The organism is Blastococcus sp. SYSU D00813 (genome assembly GCF_054050735.1).
This window is the reverse complement of sequence record NZ_JBJGZX010000015.1, coordinates 1-17,111: the sequence shown is the minus strand read 5'-3', so window position 1 is coordinate 17,111 and position 17,111 is coordinate 1. Positions and strand designations below refer to the sequence as shown.

Genomic DNA, 17,111 nt, shown 5'->3' with positions numbered 1-17,111 from the left:
AGATCTGCACACTCGTCGCCGTCAGCGTCTGATGGTGACGAGTGTGCAGATCTCGCCTCCGTGCAGGAAGGGACGTGCACCGTGGCCACCCTCGAGACCGCTCCACCCCCGGCGCCGGCCGTGGTCGCCGTCGGCCCCGAGCTGTTCAACGCCGCTGACTGGCTGGTCACCCGGCACGCCCGGGCGACGCCCGACCGGCGCGCCATCACCGCCGTCGACCTGGACGGCAGCGTCCGGACGCTCAGCTACGGCGAGCTCGACGACGCCGTCACCCGGTTCGCCGCCGCGCTCGTCGCCTCCGGCGTCCGGCCGGAGGAGCGGCTGCTGCTCTGCATGGGCGACACCCCGGAGCTGCTGACCGCGTTCCTGGCGGGGCTGCGGATCGGTGCGGTGCCGGTCCCGGTCAGCACCATGCTCAAGCCGCAGGACATCGCGGGCCTGGCCGGCGACAGCCGCGCCCGGCTGGTCGTGCTGAGCTCGGAGTTCGCCGGACTGGCCGAGGGGCTGACCGGGCACCGCGACCTCGCCGACGTCGTCGTCCTCTCCACCCCGGCGGAGGCCCCGGGGACCCTCCCCGAGGTCCCCGGCGTGCAGGTGCGGAGCTGGGACGCCTTCGTGGCGGCCGGCGCGGACGCCCTCGAGCAGGTCGCGACCCCCTACCCGACCGTCGCCGACTCGCCGGCCTTCTGGCTCTACACCTCCGGGACCACCGGCAAGCCCAAGGGCGCGATGCACCGGCACGGCTCGCTGCGGGACACCGCCGAGACCTACGCCCGCGACGTGCTGGCCATCGGTCCGGACGACGTGACCTTCTCCGTGGCGAAGTTCTTCTTCGCCTACGGCCTGGGCAACACGCTCACGTTCCCCTTCTCGGTCGGCGCGAGCACCGTGCTCGACCGGTCGCGGCCGAGCCCCGCCGGCACGCTGCGCGTGCTCCAGGAGCACCGGCCCACCCTGTTCTTCGCCGGCCCCACCTTCTACGCCGCGCTCGCCAACGCCGGCCTGCCCGCCGACGCCTTCGCCAGCGTGCGGGCCTGCGTCTCGGCCGGCGAGGCGTTCCCCGCGCCGCTGTTCGAGCGGTTCACCTCGATGTTCTCGGTGGAGATGCTCGACGGCATCGGCTCGACCGAGATGCTGCACATCTTCATCAGCGGCCGGCCCGGCCGGACCCGCGCCGGGGCGACCGGCGAGATCGTCGCGGGCTACGAGGCCAAGATCCTCGACGACGACGGCGTCCCGGTCCCCGACGGCACCCCGGGCAACCTGTGGGTCAAGGGCAGCTCGGCGGCCACCGGCTACTGGCAGCGCATGGACGTCACCCGACGGGTGTTCCAGGGCGACTGGGTGCGCACCGGCGACACCTACGTGCGCAGCGCCGACGGCTACTACTCCTCGCTCGGCCGCACCGACGACATCATCAAGGCCGGCGGCATCTGGGTCTCCCCCACCGAGGTCGAGGAGCGGCTGCGCGCGCACCCGGAGGTCAGCCAGGTCGTCGTCGTCTCCGTCCCGGACGAGACCGGGCTGGACAAGCCGGTGGCCTGCGTCGTGCTCGCCGCGGGCGCGACCGTCACCGACGACGGGCTGGTCGCCTTCTGCCGCGACGGGCTGGCCGCCTTCAAGCGGCCCCGCAACATCCTGGTCTTCGACGAGCTGCCGCAGACGGCCACCGGGAAGCTGCAGCGCTTCCGCGTCCGCGAGCTCGCGATCGAACGGCTCGGCAGCGCGCGCGCCGACGCCGTCCGGCCCGACCTGACCACCACCGCCTCCGCCTCCGCCTCCGCCTCCGGGAGTCCCGCATGACGGCCGCCGACACCGCTGCGACCGCCACCGGGACCGCCGGCAGCCGCGACGTCCGGGTCGACCTGCTGGTCGTGGGCGCCGGACCGGCCGGGCTGTACGCGGCCTACTACGCCGGCTTCCGCGGGCTGCGCACCGCCGTCGTGGACAGCCTCCCGGAGCCCGGCGGGCAGGTGACGGCGCTGTACCCGGAGAAGGCCATCTACGACGTCGCCGGCTTCCCCGGGATCAAGGGCCGGGACCTGGTGGCCAACCTCGTGGAGCAGGCCGCGCGGTTCGACCCGGTCTACGTCCTCGGCGAGCGCGCCGAGACGCTGACCAACGAGGCCGGGGCCACCCCGCGCGCGGGTGACCGGCTCGTGGTGACCACCGACAAGGGCACCCGCGTGCACTGCGGCGCGGTCGTGGTCACCGGCGGGATCGGCACCTTCACCCCCCGCCCGCTGCCCGGCGGCGACGCGTGGGAGGGCCGCGGCCTGACCTACGTGGTCAGGGAACTGGCGACCCACGAGGGCCAGGACGTCGTCATCGTCGGCGGCGGCGACAGCGCCGTGGACTGGGCCCTGGCGCTGAGCGGCATCGCGGGCTCGGTCACCCTGGTGCACCGCCGCAAGGCCTTCCGCGCGCACGCGGCCAACGTCGCCGACATGGAGGCCGGCCCGACGACGATCGTCACCGACGCCCAGGTCAGCCACCTCGAGGGCGACGACCGGCGCCTGCACACGGTGCACGTCAGGCACAAGGACGGCACCGTCACCCCGTACCCGGCGCACGCGGTGATCGCCGCGCTCGGCTTCACCGCCGACATCGGCCCGCTGGAGCGCTGGGGCATCGACATCGCCGACCGGAAGATCCTCGTCGACACCGCCATGCGCACCACCGTCCCGGGTGTCTACTCCGCCGGGGACATCACCGAGTACCCCGGCAAGGTCCGTTTGATCGCCGTGGGGTTCGGGGAGGCCGCCACGGCCGTGAACAACGCCGCGACCTACCTCGACCCGGACCAGCCCCTGTTCCCCGGGCACAGCAGCGACGACCCCGCCGGCATCGGCGCGGCCGCCGCCTGACCGCCCGCACACCGCTTCGCGAGGAGATCCCCCGTGCCCTACGTCATCGGCTCCGAGTGCATCGACACCACGGACATGTCCTGCGTGGACGAGTGCCCGGTCGACTGCATCTACGAGGGCGACCGCAAGCTGTACATCAACCCCAAGGAGTGCATCGACTGCGGCGCCTGCGAGCCCGTGTGCCCGGTCGAGGCCATCTCGCAGGACCGCCGGGTGAGCGAGGAGAACGAGCCGCACATCGCCGACAACCGGCGCTTCTTCGTCGAGCCGCTGCCCGGCCGCGACGAACCGCTGGGCAGCCCGGGCGGCGCGTCCAAGGTCGGCAAGATCGGCGTGGACACCGAGCTCGTCGCCGGCGCATGACGCTCTGGGCCCTCGACGGCGTCGCGCCGGTCGTGCACCCCACCGCGTGGGTGCACCCCGACGCCACCGTCATCGGCCGGGTCGAGCTGGGGCCCGAGGTCAGCATCTGGCCCCAGGCGGTCCTCCGCGGGGACTACGGCGACATCCGGATCGGCGCGCGCACGTCCGTCCAGGACGGCACGGTCCTGCACACCACCGAGGAGTGGCCGACCGTCGTGGGTGCCGACTGCGTCGTCGGCCACCTCGCCCACCTCGAGGGCTGCACGATCGGCGACCGCTGCCTCATCGGGTCCCAGTCGGTCGTCATGAACCGGGTGGTCGTCGGCGACGGCGCCCTGGTCGGTGCCGGGGCGCTGGTGCCCGAGGGCACCACCGTGCCACCGGACTGCCGCGCCCTCGGCGTGCCCGCCCGCATCCGCGAGGGCGCCGGCACCGGCCCGTGGGTGGAGGAGGCGGTCGCGCTCTACGTCGAGAACGCGCGCCGGTACCGGGCGGGGCTGACCCGCGTCGGCTGAGCCCGGCCGCGCCGCCGGTGCCGCAGCCGCCACCGTCCCGGAGAGGGGAGCCGGATGCGGGTCTTCCTGACCCTGAGCTCCGACGGCCGCGCCGTCGCGACCGAGGCGCGCGCCGCGGAGGCCGCGGGCTACGACGGCCTCGCCACCGGGGAGCACCTGTTCTTCCACTCTCCGCACAACAACGGCTTCGTGTCCCTCGCCGCGGCCGCGGGCGCCACGAGCCGCATCCGGCTGCTCAGCTCCCTCACCGTCCTCCCCCTCTATCCCGCCGCGCTCGCCGCCAAGCTGGCCACCACGCTGGACCAGGTCTCGGGCGGCCGCTTCGACATGGGCGTCGGCGTGGGCGGCGAGTACCCGCCGGAGTTCGTCGCGGCCGGCGTCGACGTCACCCAGCGCGGTGCCCGCACGGACGAGGCCCTGACGCTGGTGCAGCGGCTGTGGCGCGGCGGTCCCGTCGACTTCGACGGGAGGTTCACCCGGGTGCCCGGGCTCGCGCTCGACCCCGGCGTGGTGCAGCCCGGTGGCCCACCGATCTGGCTCGGTGGGCGGAGCCCGGCCGCGATCCGTCGTGCCGGCCGCTTCGCCGACGTGTGGATGCCGTACATGTACACGCCCGAGCAGGTGGCGAGGAGCCTCGCCGAGGTGCGGGCGGCCGCCGAGGCGGCCGGCCGGGACCCGGCGACCGTCCGCGGCTCGGTCTTCTGCTGGGGCGGCGTCGACCCGGATGGGGCACGTGCCCGGCAGGAGGTGGTCGACGGGGTCAGCGCCGTCTACCGGCAGGACTTCACCCGCCTGGCCGACAGGTACCTGCTCCACGGCGATCCCGACCGGGTGGCCGCGCGGGCGCGGGAGTACGCCGACGCCGGAGCGGAGACGCTGGTCTTCTCCCCCGTGGGCGACGGGGACCGGCGTCGCCAGATCGTCGACACGTTCACGTCGGCAGTCCTCCCCCGCGTCCGGCCTCCCTCGTGAGGGCCCAGGACCCGCTGCGCTCGCGGGGACCGAGCGGGTCCTGCGCACCCGGACGAGGGCACCTTCTGCACAGACCGGCGTCCTGGTGACGGCGCCGGTCCACCGGGAGGCCCGCCGCAGCGCGAGGAGGGCGGCGCCGGCTCGGGGAGGAGCCGGTGAGTGCCTCCCGCGCGGGCGGGAACGACACGGACGGGCCCGCGCCCGGGACCGGCCCGGTCCCGGGTCGGGCAGCATCTGTCCCGGTCCGCCGCAGCGCGGGCCGACATCTCGGCACGAGGAGTGACATGACGTCCGACGACTTCACCGACCGGGTGGCGGTCATCACCGGCGCCGGACGCGGGCTGGGGCGCAGCTACGCCCTGGCGCTCGCGCAGCGCGGCGCCAGGGTCGTGGTGAACGACCCCGGGTCGGCGGTGGACGGCGGCGCCGGCGAGGAGGACGCGGCCGGCAGCGTCGTGGCCGAGATCCGCGCCGCCGGCGGCGAGGCGATCGCCGACCGCGCCAGCGTCACCGACCCCGCCGGGGTGCAGGCGATGGTCGACGCCACCCTCGACGCGTTCGGCCGGGTCGACATCCTGGTCAACAACGCCGGCATCCTGCGCGACCGCTCGTTCCACAAGGTCGACCTCGACGACGTGCTCGCCGTCCTCGACGTCCACCTGACCGGGTCCCTGCGCTGCACCCACGCCGTCTGGCCGCTGATGCGCGACCAGGGCTACGGCCGCGTCCTGTTCACGTCCTCGCAGAACGGCACCTACGGCAACTTCGGCCAGGCCGGCTACGCCACCGCCAAGGCCGCCGTCCTCGGGCTCATGAAGGTCCTGGCCATCGAGGGCGCCGCCAAGGGGGTCCGCACCAACACCATCGTCCCGGTCGCCCGCTCGCGCATGACCGAGGGGACGATCATCGGCGACCAGGCCGACGCCGAGGACCTGCCCCCGGAGTCGGTGACCGCCGGAGTCCTGTTCCTGGTCGGCGAGGACGCCCCCAACGGCGTCATCCTCAACGCCGGCGGCGGCGCCTTCTCCGTCAGCGAGATCCCCGAGACGAAGGGCGTGTTCCTCGGCCGCGACGCCCGGCCCGAGGACGTCCGGGCGCACTGGGACGAGATCCGCGCCGGCGGCTACGTCGACGTCCTGGAGAACGGGCCGGCCCAGTTCACCAAGTTCCTCGGCATGGCCCGCGGCGAACGGACCTGAGCCCGACGCCACCCACCGGAACCGGGGTGGCCCCGCGTCTCGGCGACCGGAACGGTCGCCGAGACGCCTTGACACCACCGATCGAGTCGTCAGCATGGCAGCCGTACCCTCCGGCCATGCGGACCGCCCGACCGATCGGACCTCCGACGCGATGACGCGCTACGGCGCCCAGTACGGGCCCGACATCACCTACCTCGGCGTCGATCGCTGCGACCTCGACGACCCGGCGTCCTACGCCGGGGCGGACGTGGTCGTGCTCGGCGCCCCCTTCGACGGCGGCACCTCGCACCGGCCGGGCACCCGCTTCGGCCCGCAGGCGATCCGGATGACCGACTACCTGCCGCACGACGGGTCGCGGCCGAGCCTGGCGCTGCGCACCGACGGACTCCGGGACCTCCGGGTGCTCGACGCCGGCGACGTCGAGATGTACTCCGGGGACATCGAGACGGCGCTGCCGGCGCTCGAGGCCGCGGTGGAGGCGGTGGCCCGCGCCGGCGCCGTCCCCGTCGTGCTCGGCGGCGACCACTCGATCGCCTTCCCCGACGCCAAGGGCGTGGCCAACGTGCTGGGTCACGGCCGCGTCTCGATGATCCACTTCGACGCGCACGCCGACACCGGCGACATCGAGTTCGGCTCGCTGTGGGGACACGGTCAGCCGATGCGCCGGCTGATCGAGTCCGGCGCGCTGCGCGGCGACCGGTTCCTGCAGATCGGCCTGCGCGGCTACTGGCCGCCGCCGGAGACGCTGGACTGGATGGCGGCGCAGCGGATGCGCTCCTACGAGATGACCGAGATCGTCCACCGCGGCCTCGAGGAGTGCCTGACCGAGGCCTTCGGCATCGCCACCGACGAGTGCGACGGCGTCTTCCTCTCCGTCGACATCGACGTCTGCGACCCCGGGCACGCCCCCGGCACCGGCACCCCGGAGCCCGGGGGGCTGACCGCCCGCCAGCTGCTGGACTCCGTGCGCCGCACCTGCCTGGAACTGCCCGTCGTCGGCGTCGACGTCGTCGAGGTCAGCCCGCCCTACGACCACGCCGACATCACCGCCGCCCTGGCCAACCGGGTGGTCCTGGAGGCGCTGTCGGCCATCGCGCGGCGCCGCCGGGACGCGCGGGACGGCACCCGCTGGGACCCCTTTCTCCCCCTGCTCGCCCACCGCCCCGACACCGCCCCGGAGGACCCCTCATGACCGAGGCCGCGCCGTCCTGCCACGGCTCCGGCAGCGCCGGCCGCCCGGCCCCCGCCGGCACGCCGCACCCGCTCGACCCGCTGACCGCGGACGAGTTCCGGGCCACCGCCGCGATCCTGCGCCGGGACCGGGGGGTCGACGAGCGCTGGCGGTTCGCCTCGATCGAGCTGCGCGAGCCGGCCAAGGACGCCGTCCGCGCGTTCCGTCCCGGCGACCCGGTCCCCCGCGAGGCCCGGGCGACGGTCTGGAGCCGCGACGAGGGGACGCCGTACAAGGCGGTCGTGTCCCTCACCGACGACGCCGTCCTGTCCTGGGAGGCGGTGCCCGGGCAGCAGGCCAACATGACCCTCGACGAGTGGCACGAGGCGCACGAGGTGCTGATCCGGCACCCGGACGTCGTCGCGGCGCTGGCGAACCGGGGCATCACCGACCTCGACCTGGTGCTCATCGACACCTGGGCCTACGGCCACTCGCTGATCCCCCAGGGCCTCCAGGACCGCCGGGTCGGCTGGACCGACGTGTGGCGGCGCTCGGTCCCCGGCGGCAACCCCTACGCCAACCCCGTCATGGGCCTGCACTTCGTCGTCGACCTCAACACGATGGAGCTGCTGCAGGTCGAGGACACCCCGCCGCCGGCGCAGCCCGCCGTCATGGGCGAGTACGTGCCCTCGCTGGTGCCCGGCCTGCAGCAGCGCACCGACGTCCGGTCCCTGGAGATCACCCAGCCGGACGGCGTGTCCTTCGCCCTCGACGGCTCCGAGCTGCGCTGGCAGGGGTGGACGATGCGGCTGGGCTTCAACCACCGCGAGGGCCTGGTGCTCCACCGGGTCGCCTACGACGGGCGCCCGGTGGCGCACCGGATGTCGTTCGCCGAGATGGTCGTGCCCTACCGCGACCCCAGCCCCGACCACCACCGGCGCACCGCCTTCGACATCGGCGAGTGGGGCCTGGGCTTCATGACCACGTCGCTGGAGCTGGGCTGCGACTGCCTGGGCGACATCACCTACGTCGACGCCGTCCTGCACGACAGCCGCGGCGAGCCGTACACGATCAGGAACGCCATCTGCCTCCACGAGGAGGACGACGGCGTGCTGTGGAAGCACGTCGACGAGCACGCCGGCGCCGAGGTGCGCCGGTCCCGCCGCATGGTCGTCTCGTTCCACGCCACGGTCGCCAACTACGAGTACCTGACCTACTGGCGCTTCTACCAGGACGGCACGATCCAGTGCGAGGTCCGGGCGACCGGGATCATGGTGACCAGCGCCTACGAGGGCGACCCGCCGCCGTACGGCACGGTCGTGGACGAGCGCACCTACGCGCCGATCCACCAGCACTTCATCGTGGCCCGCCTCGACATGGAGGTCGACGGGCCCGAGAACACCGTCGTCGTCACCGAGAGCGAGGCGCTGCCGGTGACCGAGGAGAACCCGTACGGGCTCGCCCTCGTCACCCGCAGCCGTGCCGTCGAGAGCGAGGCCCAGGGCCGCCTGGACCTCGACTTCGCCAGCCAGCGGTCGTTCGCGGTCGTCAACCGGACCCGGCCCAACCGGCTGGGGACGGCGCCGGGCTACAAGCTGTACCCGACCTCGGCGCTCCCGTCGCTGGCCCACCCGGACGCGCCCTTCCGGCAGCGGGCGCAGGTGATCGACCACCCGGTGTGGGTGAGCCGGTTCGCCGAGGACGAGCGCTGGCCCGCCGGCGAGTTCTGCAACCAGAGCCGGCGCGACGCCGGCCTGCCGGTCTGGCAGGAGGCCGACCGCCCCCTCGTCGACACCGACGTCGTGCTCTGGCACGTCTTCGGCATCCACCACGTGCCGCGGCCCGAGGACTGGCCGGTCATGCCGGTGGACACGGTGTCCTTCGAGCTCAAGCCGGTGGGCTTCTTCGACCGCAACCCGGCCCTCGACGTGCCGCCGGCCCCGGGCCACTGCCACTGAGCGGGGCCGCCCTGCCGGCCGCGGGGTCTCAGAGCCCGGGCGCCCCGCCGGCCGGCGGGCCCTGGGGGCCGCGCGTGCCCCAGGCGTAGGTCTGCTTCGCCAGGGCCAGGTACAGGTGCGTCTCGGTGGACTCCACCCCGTCGACGGCGCGGATGCGGGCGACGACGTCGAGCAGCTGGTCGTCGTCCTCGCAGACCACCTCGACCAGGAGGTCCACCGACCCCGCCGTGATGACGACGTAGTCGACCTCGGGGAACTCGGCGATCCGGTCGGCCGCGGCCCGGGGGTCGCCGGTGGTCCGCACGCCCACCATCGCCTGCCGCGAGAAGCCGACCTGCAGCGGGTCGGTGACCCCGACGATCTGCATGACGCCCGCGTCCAGCAGCCGCTGTACGCGCTGCCGGACGGCGGCCTCGGACAGTCCCACCGCGGAGGCGATGCGGGCGTAGGGACGGCGGCCGTCCTCCTGGAGCTGCTCGATGATCGCCCGTGAGACGTCGTCCAGCGCGAACTGCCGGCGGATGCTCATCCCAGCCTCTCCCCGTTCGTCCCCGGCGGATCCGGGCCCCCGATCGTAGCCAGCACCGTCGACTGCCGGTCTGGTCCGGCGAACACCCCTCCACGTACGATTCGGCTCGTCTCATGCCTTGCCGACGACGGGATCCGAAGCCATGACCACGACCGAGCAGGACGTCACGACCGCCCGGCCCGTCGGTGCGGACGCGACCGCGAACCTCTGGCTGCACTTCTCCCGCATGGGCGCCTACCGGGACACCCCGCCTCCGGTGATCGTCCGCGGCGAGGGCGCGTCGATCTACGACGACCGGGGCCGCCGCTACCTCGACGGGCTCGCCGGGCTGTTCGTCGTCCAGGCCGGGCACGGGCGCCGGGTCCTGGCCGAGGCGGCCGCCCGCCAGGCCGGGGAGCTCGCGTTCTTCCCGCTGTGGTCCTACGCCCACCCGGCCGCGATCGAGCTCTCGCAGCGGCTGGCGGCCGCGGCCCCCGGCGACCTGGACCGGGTCTTCTTCACCACCGGCGGCAGCGAGGCCGTCGAGACGGCGTGGAAGGTGGCCAAGCAGTACTTCAAGCTCACCGGCAGGCCCCAGAAGACCAAGGTGATCAGCCGGGCGGTCGCCTATCACGGGACCACCCACGGCGCGCTGTCCATCACCGGGATCCCCGCGCTCAAGCAGGCCTTCGAGCCGCTGGTCCCCGGCAGCATCCGGGTGCCGAACACCAACCGGTACCGGGCGCCGCTGTTCGGGGACGACCCCGAGGCGTTCGGCCGCTGGGCCGCCGACCAGATCGAGCAGGCGATCCTCTTCGAGGGCCCCGAGACCGTCGCCGCCGTCTTCCTGGAGCCGGTGCAGAACGCCGGCGGCTGCTTCCCGCCGCCGCCGGGTTACTTCGCGCGGGTCCGCGAGATCTGCGACCGCCACGACGTGCTGCTCGTCAGCGACGAGGTGATCTGCGCCTTCGGCCGGCTGGGGACGACCTTCGCCTGCGAGAAGCTCGGGTACGTGCCGGACATGATCACCTGCGCCAAGGGCATGACCTCGGGCTACTCCCCGATCGGCGCGATGATCGCCACCAGCCGCGTCGTCGAGCCGTTCCTGCGCGAGACGGCCTCCTTCGCGCACGGCTACACGTTCGGCGGCCACCCGGTCAGCTGCGCGGTGGCGCTGGCCAACCTCGACCTCATGGAGGAGGAGCGGCTCGGCGAGCGGGTGCTCGCCCACGAGGCCGCCTTCCGGGCCACCCTCGAGCGGCTGCTGGACCTGCCGATCGTGGGGGACGTGCGCGGCGACGGGTACTTCTACGGCATCGAGCTGGTCAAGGACCGCGCCACGAAGGAGACCTTCGACGCCGACGAGTCGGAGCGGCTGCTGCGCGGGTTCCTCTCCGGCGCGCTGTTCGAGGCCGGCCTGTACTGCCGGGCCGACGACCGCGGGGACCCGGTCATCCAGCTCGCTCCCCCGCTGATCTGCGGGCAGGCGGAGTTCGACGAGATGGAGCAGGTCCTCCGCGGCGTCCTCACCGAGGCGTGGGCCAGGCTCTGACCCCTCGCCGGGGCCCTGCCCGGAGGTGCCGTCGTCGGCAACCGCTAGGACTCGTCCTCCGCCGCCGGCACGCACAGCACCGGGCGGTCGGACAGGTGCAGCAGCTTGTGCGACACCGAGCCGAGGACGGCGCCGCGCAGGGGGCTCTCCCCGCGGGTGCCGACGACGATGACCCGGCCGTCGTGCCGGTGCGCGGCCTCGATCAGCGCCTGGGCCGGCTTCTGCGACAGCACCTCGACGACGGTCCGCACACCGGCCGCCTCGGCCTCCGCGACCGCGTGCGACACCGCCGTCCGCCCCATCTCGGCGAGTGCCCGCTGGTGGGCCTGGAACTCCTCCCCGAGGCCACCGGGCGGCTCGACGCCGTACACGAGGACGAGCGGCTCGTCGAAGCGCGCGGCCAGCGAGATCGCCATGGCCAGCGCCGGGCGGGACCCCGGCGACTCGTCGTACCCCAGCACGATGCTCACCGCAGGTCCTCGTCCACCTCGATGCGGTCGCCGGCGATCCCGGGCCGCTCCTGCCAGTACCGGCTGTCCCGGGTCCGCCACACGACCATCAGCACCAGCCCCAGCACGAAGATCCCCAGGCCGATCACCAGCGGGGGGCCCACCCCCAGCCAGGCCTGGCCGGTGTAGGAGTTCGCCGGGTCGGCGAGGTCGCGGATCGACAGCGCCAGCAGCCAGATCAGCAGGCCGGCCCCCACCAGGGGGCCGACCCCGATGAGCAGGAACGCCGAGACGCTGCGCGTCAGCTGCCGGCGGTGGTACACGGCGCAGGCGATGCCGGTCAGCGCGTAGTAGAAGGCGATCAGCAGCGACAGCGCGGTGATCGAGTCGAACAGCGCGTTCTCGCTGAGCAGGCTGACGGCGACGAACCAGACGCTGGCGATGACGCCGACCCACCAGGTGGAGACGTCGGGCGTGCGGTGGCGCGGGGAGATGTGCCCGAAGCGGCGGGGCAGCGCGTGCCGCCGGGCCATCGACAGCCCGGTCCGCGACGCCGGGAGGATGGTGGTCTGGGTGGACGCGATCGCGGCCGTGGCCACCGACAGGAGGACGACCCAGTCCCAGCCGCCCATCACCTCGGTGGAGAGCAGGGCGAAGATGGCCTCCTCCTCGCCCGCGTTGTCGGCGAGGTAGTCGGTGCCCGCGAAGGCGAGGACGGCGATCGCGACGGCCACGTAGGTGACGAGCAGGACCACGGTGGAGACGATCGCGGCGCGGCCCGGCGTCGAGGTGGAGTCGCGGGTCTCCTCGGTGAGGTTCACCGCCGACTCCCAGCCCCAGTAGGCGAAGACACCGAGCAGCAGCCCGCCGGAGAGCGCGGCACCGCCGGCGCCGAAGGGGTTGAGCCAGTCCCAGCTCGGGTCGAGGCCGCCCAGCGGACTGTCCCCGCTGACCCCCCGGTAGATCGCGACCGCCGCGAACACCAGCAGGGCGACGGTCTGGGCGAGGATCAGCGCGTTCTGCAGCCGCGCCGACAGCTCGGTCCCCAGCACGCAGATCCACGTCATGAGCAGGATCAGCGCGACGGTCAGCGCGAGCACGAGCGCGGTGTTCTCGGCCAGCGAGTCCAGGTTCAGCGTGCGCAGCGTGAAGACGACGCCCACGTTGGCCAGCGACCCGATGATCAGGACACCGGTCATCGCGATCGCCCAGCCGCCGATCCAGCCGGCCCACGGCCCCATCGCCCGGGTGACCCACGAGAACGTCGTCCCGCAGTCGGGATCGACCCGGTTGAGGGCGGCGAAGGCCGACGCGATCAGCAGCATCGGCACGAAGGAGGCCAGCAGCACGCCGGGCGCGTTGACCCCGGTGAGCGCCACCAGGGCGCCGATGATCGCGGCGAGCGAGTACGCCGGCGAGGTGGAGGCCAGTCCGATCACGAGGGCGTCGAGGAACCCGATGGCCCCGGGTCGGAGGGTCGCCTCCTCCCCGGGACGGACCCCGACATCGGGGCGGTCCGGCTTCATGCGACGGTTATGGCAGTTGGCGGGCCGTTCGACAAGGGTTCTGAGGTCGAAAACCTGCCGGAACGACGGAAGTCGTCGCTAGGGTGGTGCCTCCCGTGGAGGTGGAGATGCGCATCCTGCTGGTCGGCGCCGGCGGTGTCGGCAGTGCCGTGGCGACCATTGCGGCGCGCCGCGACTTCGTCGAGACGCTGGTCGTCGCCGACTTCGACCCCGCCCGTGCCGAGAAGGCCGTCGCCGCGGCCGGGGACCCGCGCTTCGTCGCCGCCCGCGTCGACGCCTCGGACGAGGCGGGCGTCCGGGCCCTGATCGCCGAGCACCGCTGCGAGGTCGTGCTCAACGCGACCGACCCGCGGTTCGTCATGCCGCTGTTCCGCGCGTCCCTCGCCGCCGGCGTCGACTACCTGGACATGGCCATGTCGCTGTCGCGCCCCCACCCGGAGCGCCCGTACGAGGAGACCGGCGTCAAGCTCGGCGACGAGCAGTTCGCGCTGGCCCCCGAGTGGGAGGCGGCGGGGCGGCTGGCCCTGGTCGGCATGGGCGTGGAACCGGGCCTGTCCGACGTGTTCGCCCGCTACGCCGCCGACCACCTGTTCTCCGAGATCGACGAGCTCGGCGTCCGGGACGGGGCCGACCTGACCGTGCGCGGGCACGGGTTCGCGCCGTCGTTCAACATCTGGACCACCATCGAGGAGTGCCTGAACCCGCCGGTCGTGTGGGAGCGGGACCGGGGCTGGTACACCACCGAGCCCTTCAGCGAGCCGGAGGTCTTCGAGTTCCCCGAGGGCATCGGCCCCGTCGAGTGCGTCAACGTGGAGCACGAGGAGGTGCTCCTCATGCCGCGCTGGGTCGACGCCCGCCGGGTCACCTTCAAGTACGGCCTGGGCTCGCACGTCATCGAGGTGCTCCGCGTGCTGCACGAGACCGGCCTGGACTCCACCACGCCGGTCCGCGTCGGCGACGTCGAGGTCGCGCCGCGGGACCTGGTCGCCGCGGCCCTGCCCGACCCGGCCTCGCTCGGCGAGCTCATGTCGGGGAAGACCTGCGCCGGCCTGTGGGTGAGCGGCACCGGCACCGACGGCCGGCCCCGGCAGGTCTACCTGTACCACGTCGTCGACAACGCCTGGTCGATGGCCGAGTACGGCTCGCAGGCCGTGGTGTGGCAGACCGCGGTCAACCCGGTGGTGGCCCTCGAGCTGCTCGCGACCGGCCGGTGGCAGGGCAGCGGCGTCCTGGGCCCGGAGGCCTTCGACGCCGTGCCCTTCCTGGACCTGCTGACCGCCTACGGCTCGCCCTGGGGGATGCGCGAGGGCGGCTGAGGACGGCCCCCCTGCTCCCCACGCCCCGCGGGGCTCACCCGGCCGCGTGCGCGTCGAAGGCGGCGTCGAGGACGTCGAGCGCCTCGCCGAGCAGGTCCTGCCCGATGACCAGCGGGGGCAGGAACCGCAGCACGTTGCCGTGCGTGCCCGCCGTCAGGGCGATGACTCCCTCGGCGTGGCAGGCCTTGGAGACGGCGGTGGTCAGCGCGGCGTCGGGCTCGTCGGTCCCCGGGCGCACCAGTTCCACGGCCAGCATCGCGCCCCGCCCCCGGACGTCGCCGACCACCCCGGTGCGCTCCTGCAGCGCCCGCAGCCGCGGCAGCATGGTGGCCTCGATCGCCCGTGCCGCGGCGTTGAGGTCCAGCTCCTGCATGGTGCGGATGCTGGCCAGCGCGGCGGCGCAGGCGACCGGGTTCCCGCCGTAGGTGCCGCCCAGCCCACCGGTGTGCACGGCGTCCATCAGGTCGGCCCGGCCCGTCAGGCCGGCCAGCGGCAGCCCCCCGGCGATCCCCTTGGCCGTGGTGACCAGGTCGGGGACGACGCCCTCGTGCTCGGCGGCGAACCAGGCGCCGGTCCGGCAGAAGCCGGTCTGCACCTCGTCGGCGACGAGGACCGCACCCGAGCGCGCGCACCACTCGGCCAGCGCCGGCAGGAAGCCCGGCGCCGGGACGACGAAGCCGCCCTCGCCCTGGATCGGCTCGATCAGGACGGCGGCCACGTTGTGGGCGCCGATCTGCGTCTCGACCAGGTCCAGCGCCCGCGCCGCGGCCTGCGCGCCGGTCGTGCCCGGTGCGTCGCGGTACGGGTAGGACATCGGCACGCGGTAGACCTCGCCGGCGAACGGCCCGAAGCCGTTCTTGTAGGGCATGTTCTTCGCCGTCAGCGCCATCGTGAGGTTGGTGCGCCCGTGGTAGGCGTGGTCGAAGACGACGACCGCCGACCGGCCGGTGGCCACGCGCGCCACCTTGACCGCGTTCTCCACGGCCTCCGCGCCGGAGTTGAACAGCGCCGACCGCTTCTCGTGGCCCCCAGGGGTGAGCCGGTCGAGTTCCTCGGCGACGGCGACGTAGCCCTCGTAGGGCCCGACCATGAAGCACGTGTGGGTGAACGCCGCGACCTGCGCCTGGACGGCGGCGACGACCTCGGGCGCGGCGTGCCCGACGTTCGTGACGGCGATGCCCGAGCCGAGGTCGATGAAGGAGTTCCCGTCGACGTCGACGACCACACCCCCGGCGGCACGCTCCACGTAGACCGGCAGGACGCTGCCGACCGCGGAGGTCACCGCGGCCGAGCGGCGGGCGGCGAGCTCGCGGGAGCGGGGGCCGGGGATCTCGGTGACCAGCCGCCGCTCCTGGGCGATGCTGCCGGTGCTGGTGCCGGTGCTGGTGCCGGTGTCGGTGAGCAGGTCGGTCATCGCTGTCTCCTCGCGGACGCCGACCTCCCCGCGCCGGGGAGGTCCCGCCTCCAGCCTGGGGGCCGCGCCGCTCCGCCGGTACCGTCCGGATCGGCACCTCGGACCCACCCCGGTGTCCACTTCGTCGAGGGGATGCCCGTGCCGATGACCGTCGCGGTCCTGCTGGGGACCGCGTCGCTGGAGCTGACGCTGCACACGCGCACCGCGACGGTGGACCGTCCCCTGTCGTGGGTGCACGTCAGCGAGCTCGCCGATCCGACGCCCTTCCTCGAGGGCGGCGAGCTGCTGCTCACCACCGGCCTCTCCCTGACGCCGGGGGACGCCCCGGACTACGTGCGCCGGCTGGCCGGCGCCGGTGTGGTCGCGCTCGGCCTGGGCACCGGCCTCACCCACGCGCGCGTCCCCGGCGAGCTGGTCGCGGCGGCCGACGAGGCCGGGCTGGCGGTGCTCGAGGTGCCCCGCCAGACACCGTTCATCGCCCTCTCGCGCGCGGTCTCCCGCGCGCTGGCGGCCGAGGAGTACGCGTCCGTGAGCCGGACCGCCGCGGTGCAGCGGGAGCTGACCCGTGCCGCGGTGGCCCCCGGCGGCCCCGGCGCCGTGCTCGACCGGCTCGCCCGGTCCCTGTCCGGCTGGGCGCTGCTGCTGGACGCCGCCGGAGCACCGCTGGAGGCGTCGCCCCCCTCGGCCCGGGCGCGCGCCGGGGACCTGACGGCGACGGTCGAGCGGCTGCGCGCCGCCCGGCCGCCCGCGGGTGCCGCGCTGACCCAGCCCGGGGAGACCGTCGTGGTGCAGTCGCTGGGCACCGGTCCCCGGGTGCGGGGCCTGCTCGCCGTCGGACGTCCGGAACCCCTGTCCCCCGGCGACCGGCACGTGGTCAACGCCGCCGCGCTGCTGCTGACCCTGCGGATGGAGCAGTCGCGAGCACTCGACAGCGGCACCGCGGCGCTGCGCGCGGCGATCCTGCAGCTCCTGCTGTCCGGGCAGCCGGCCGCGGCCGGCTCGGTCGCCGGGGCGCTCGGTGAGGCGCTGCCGTCCGAGCCGGTGGCGGTCCTGGCGCTGCTGGGCGGCGCGGACCAGCAGGCGTCCGCCGTCGACGTCGCCGCCGACGCCGCGGCCTCCGGCCGCGAGCCCGTCCTGTCCGCACGGGTGGACGACGCCCTGGTCGTCCTGGTGCCGGGGGGGGGGGGGGGGGGGGGGGGGGGGGGGGGGCGGCGCCGGGGGGGGGGGGGGGGGGGGGGGGGGGGGGGGGGGGGGGGGGGGGGGGGGGGGGGGGGGGGGGGGGGGGGGGGGGGGGGGGGGGG

General features: G+C 74.4%; 15 protein-coding genes. 11 read left to right on the top strand and 4 right to left on the bottom strand.

What is annotated here, in order from left to right; translation table 11 throughout:
* Positions 1-81 precede the first annotated feature (81 nt).
* From ACI8AX_RS12445 to ACI8AX_RS12410, 8 genes are all read left to right on the top strand, one after another.
* Complete coding sequence (locus ACI8AX_RS12445) at positions 82-1,803, top strand: benzoate-CoA ligase family protein (protein ID WP_456550132.1); 1,722 nt, start codon at positions 82-84, stop codon at positions 1,801-1,803.
* Complete coding sequence (locus ACI8AX_RS12440) at positions 1,800-2,867, top strand: NAD(P)/FAD-dependent oxidoreductase (protein ID WP_456550131.1); 1,068 nt, start codon at positions 1,800-1,802, stop codon at positions 2,865-2,867. The genes ACI8AX_RS12445 and ACI8AX_RS12440 overlap by 4 nt, the downstream gene beginning before the upstream one ends.
* Before the next feature lie 33 nt (positions 2,868-2,900).
* Positions 2,901-3,230: a ferredoxin gene (gene fdxA / locus ACI8AX_RS12435; RefSeq protein WP_456550130.1), complete on the top strand. Its 330-nt coding sequence runs from the start codon at positions 2,901-2,903 to the stop codon at positions 3,228-3,230.
* Positions 3,227-3,745: a gamma carbonic anhydrase family protein gene (locus tag ACI8AX_RS12430; RefSeq protein WP_456550129.1), complete on the top strand. Its 519-nt coding sequence runs from the start codon at positions 3,227-3,229 to the stop codon at positions 3,743-3,745. The genes fdxA and ACI8AX_RS12430 overlap by 4 nt, the downstream gene beginning before the upstream one ends.
* A gap of 54 nt (positions 3,746-3,799) precedes the next feature.
* Complete coding sequence (locus ACI8AX_RS12425) at positions 3,800-4,717, top strand: LLM class flavin-dependent oxidoreductase (protein ID WP_456550128.1); 918 nt, start codon at positions 3,800-3,802, stop codon at positions 4,715-4,717.
* A gap of 284 nt (positions 4,718-5,001) precedes the next feature.
* Positions 5,002-5,916: an SDR family NAD(P)-dependent oxidoreductase gene (locus ACI8AX_RS12420; protein ID WP_456550127.1), complete on the top strand. Its 915-nt coding sequence runs from the start codon at positions 5,002-5,004 to the stop codon at positions 5,914-5,916.
* Between the two features lie 151 nt (positions 5,917-6,067).
* Positions 6,068-7,108 carry an agmatinase gene (gene speB, locus ACI8AX_RS12415; protein ID WP_456550126.1) on the top strand — a complete coding sequence of 347 codons (1,041 nt, stop codon included), beginning with the start codon at positions 6,068-6,070 and terminating at the stop codon, positions 7,106-7,108.
* On the top strand, positions 7,105-9,045 hold the full coding sequence (locus ACI8AX_RS12410; protein ID WP_456550125.1) for a primary-amine oxidase: 1,941 nt from the start codon (positions 7,105-7,107) through the stop codon (positions 9,043-9,045). The genes speB and ACI8AX_RS12410 overlap by 4 nt, the downstream gene beginning before the upstream one ends.
* Positions 9,046-9,073: 28 nt before the next feature.
* Here ACI8AX_RS12410 and ACI8AX_RS12405 read toward each other — a convergent pair whose 3' ends face one another.
* Positions 9,074-9,574 carry an Lrp/AsnC family transcriptional regulator gene (locus ACI8AX_RS12405; RefSeq protein WP_456550124.1) on the bottom strand — a complete coding sequence of 167 codons (501 nt, stop codon included), beginning with the start codon at positions 9,572-9,574 and terminating at the stop codon, positions 9,074-9,076.
* Positions 9,575-9,716: 142 nt separating this feature from the next.
* Here ACI8AX_RS12405 and ACI8AX_RS12400 point away from each other — a divergent pair, with 142 nt between their 5' ends.
* Positions 9,717-11,105 (top strand): aspartate aminotransferase family protein, encoded by a 1,389-nt coding sequence (locus tag ACI8AX_RS12400; protein ID WP_456550123.1) that lies wholly within the window; start codon positions 9,717-9,719, stop codon positions 11,103-11,105.
* A gap of 44 nt (positions 11,106-11,149) precedes the next feature.
* Here ACI8AX_RS12400 and ACI8AX_RS12395 read toward each other — a convergent pair whose 3' ends face one another.
* Positions 11,150-11,575, bottom strand: a complete 426-nt coding sequence (locus ACI8AX_RS12395) for a universal stress protein (RefSeq protein WP_456550122.1) — start codon at positions 11,573-11,575, stop codon at positions 11,150-11,152.
* Positions 11,572-13,080 (bottom strand): APC family permease, encoded by a 1,509-nt coding sequence (locus ACI8AX_RS12390; protein ID WP_456550121.1) that lies wholly within the window; start codon positions 13,078-13,080, stop codon positions 11,572-11,574. The genes ACI8AX_RS12395 and ACI8AX_RS12390 overlap by 4 nt, the downstream gene beginning before the upstream one ends.
* A 107-nt stretch (positions 13,081-13,187) precedes the next feature.
* On the opposite strand from ACI8AX_RS12390, the gene ACI8AX_RS12385 reads away from it, so the two are divergent.
* Positions 13,188-14,396, top strand: a complete 1,209-nt coding sequence (locus ACI8AX_RS12385; protein ID WP_456550120.1) for a saccharopine dehydrogenase C-terminal domain-containing protein — start codon at positions 13,188-13,190, stop codon at positions 14,394-14,396.
* 34 nt (positions 14,397-14,430) lie between these two features.
* Here ACI8AX_RS12385 and gabT read toward each other — a convergent pair whose 3' ends face one another.
* On the bottom strand, positions 14,431-15,810 hold the full coding sequence (gene gabT, locus ACI8AX_RS12380; protein ID WP_456550119.1) for a 4-aminobutyrate--2-oxoglutarate transaminase: 1,380 nt from the start codon (positions 15,808-15,810) through the stop codon (positions 14,431-14,433).
* A gap of 144 nt (positions 15,811-15,954) precedes the next feature.
* On the opposite strand from gabT, the gene ACI8AX_RS12375 reads away from it, so the two are divergent.
* Positions 15,955-17,111 (top strand): PucR family transcriptional regulator ligand-binding domain-containing protein (locus ACI8AX_RS12375; RefSeq protein ID WP_456550118.1); only part of this gene is annotated, 1,157 nt, incomplete at its 3' end.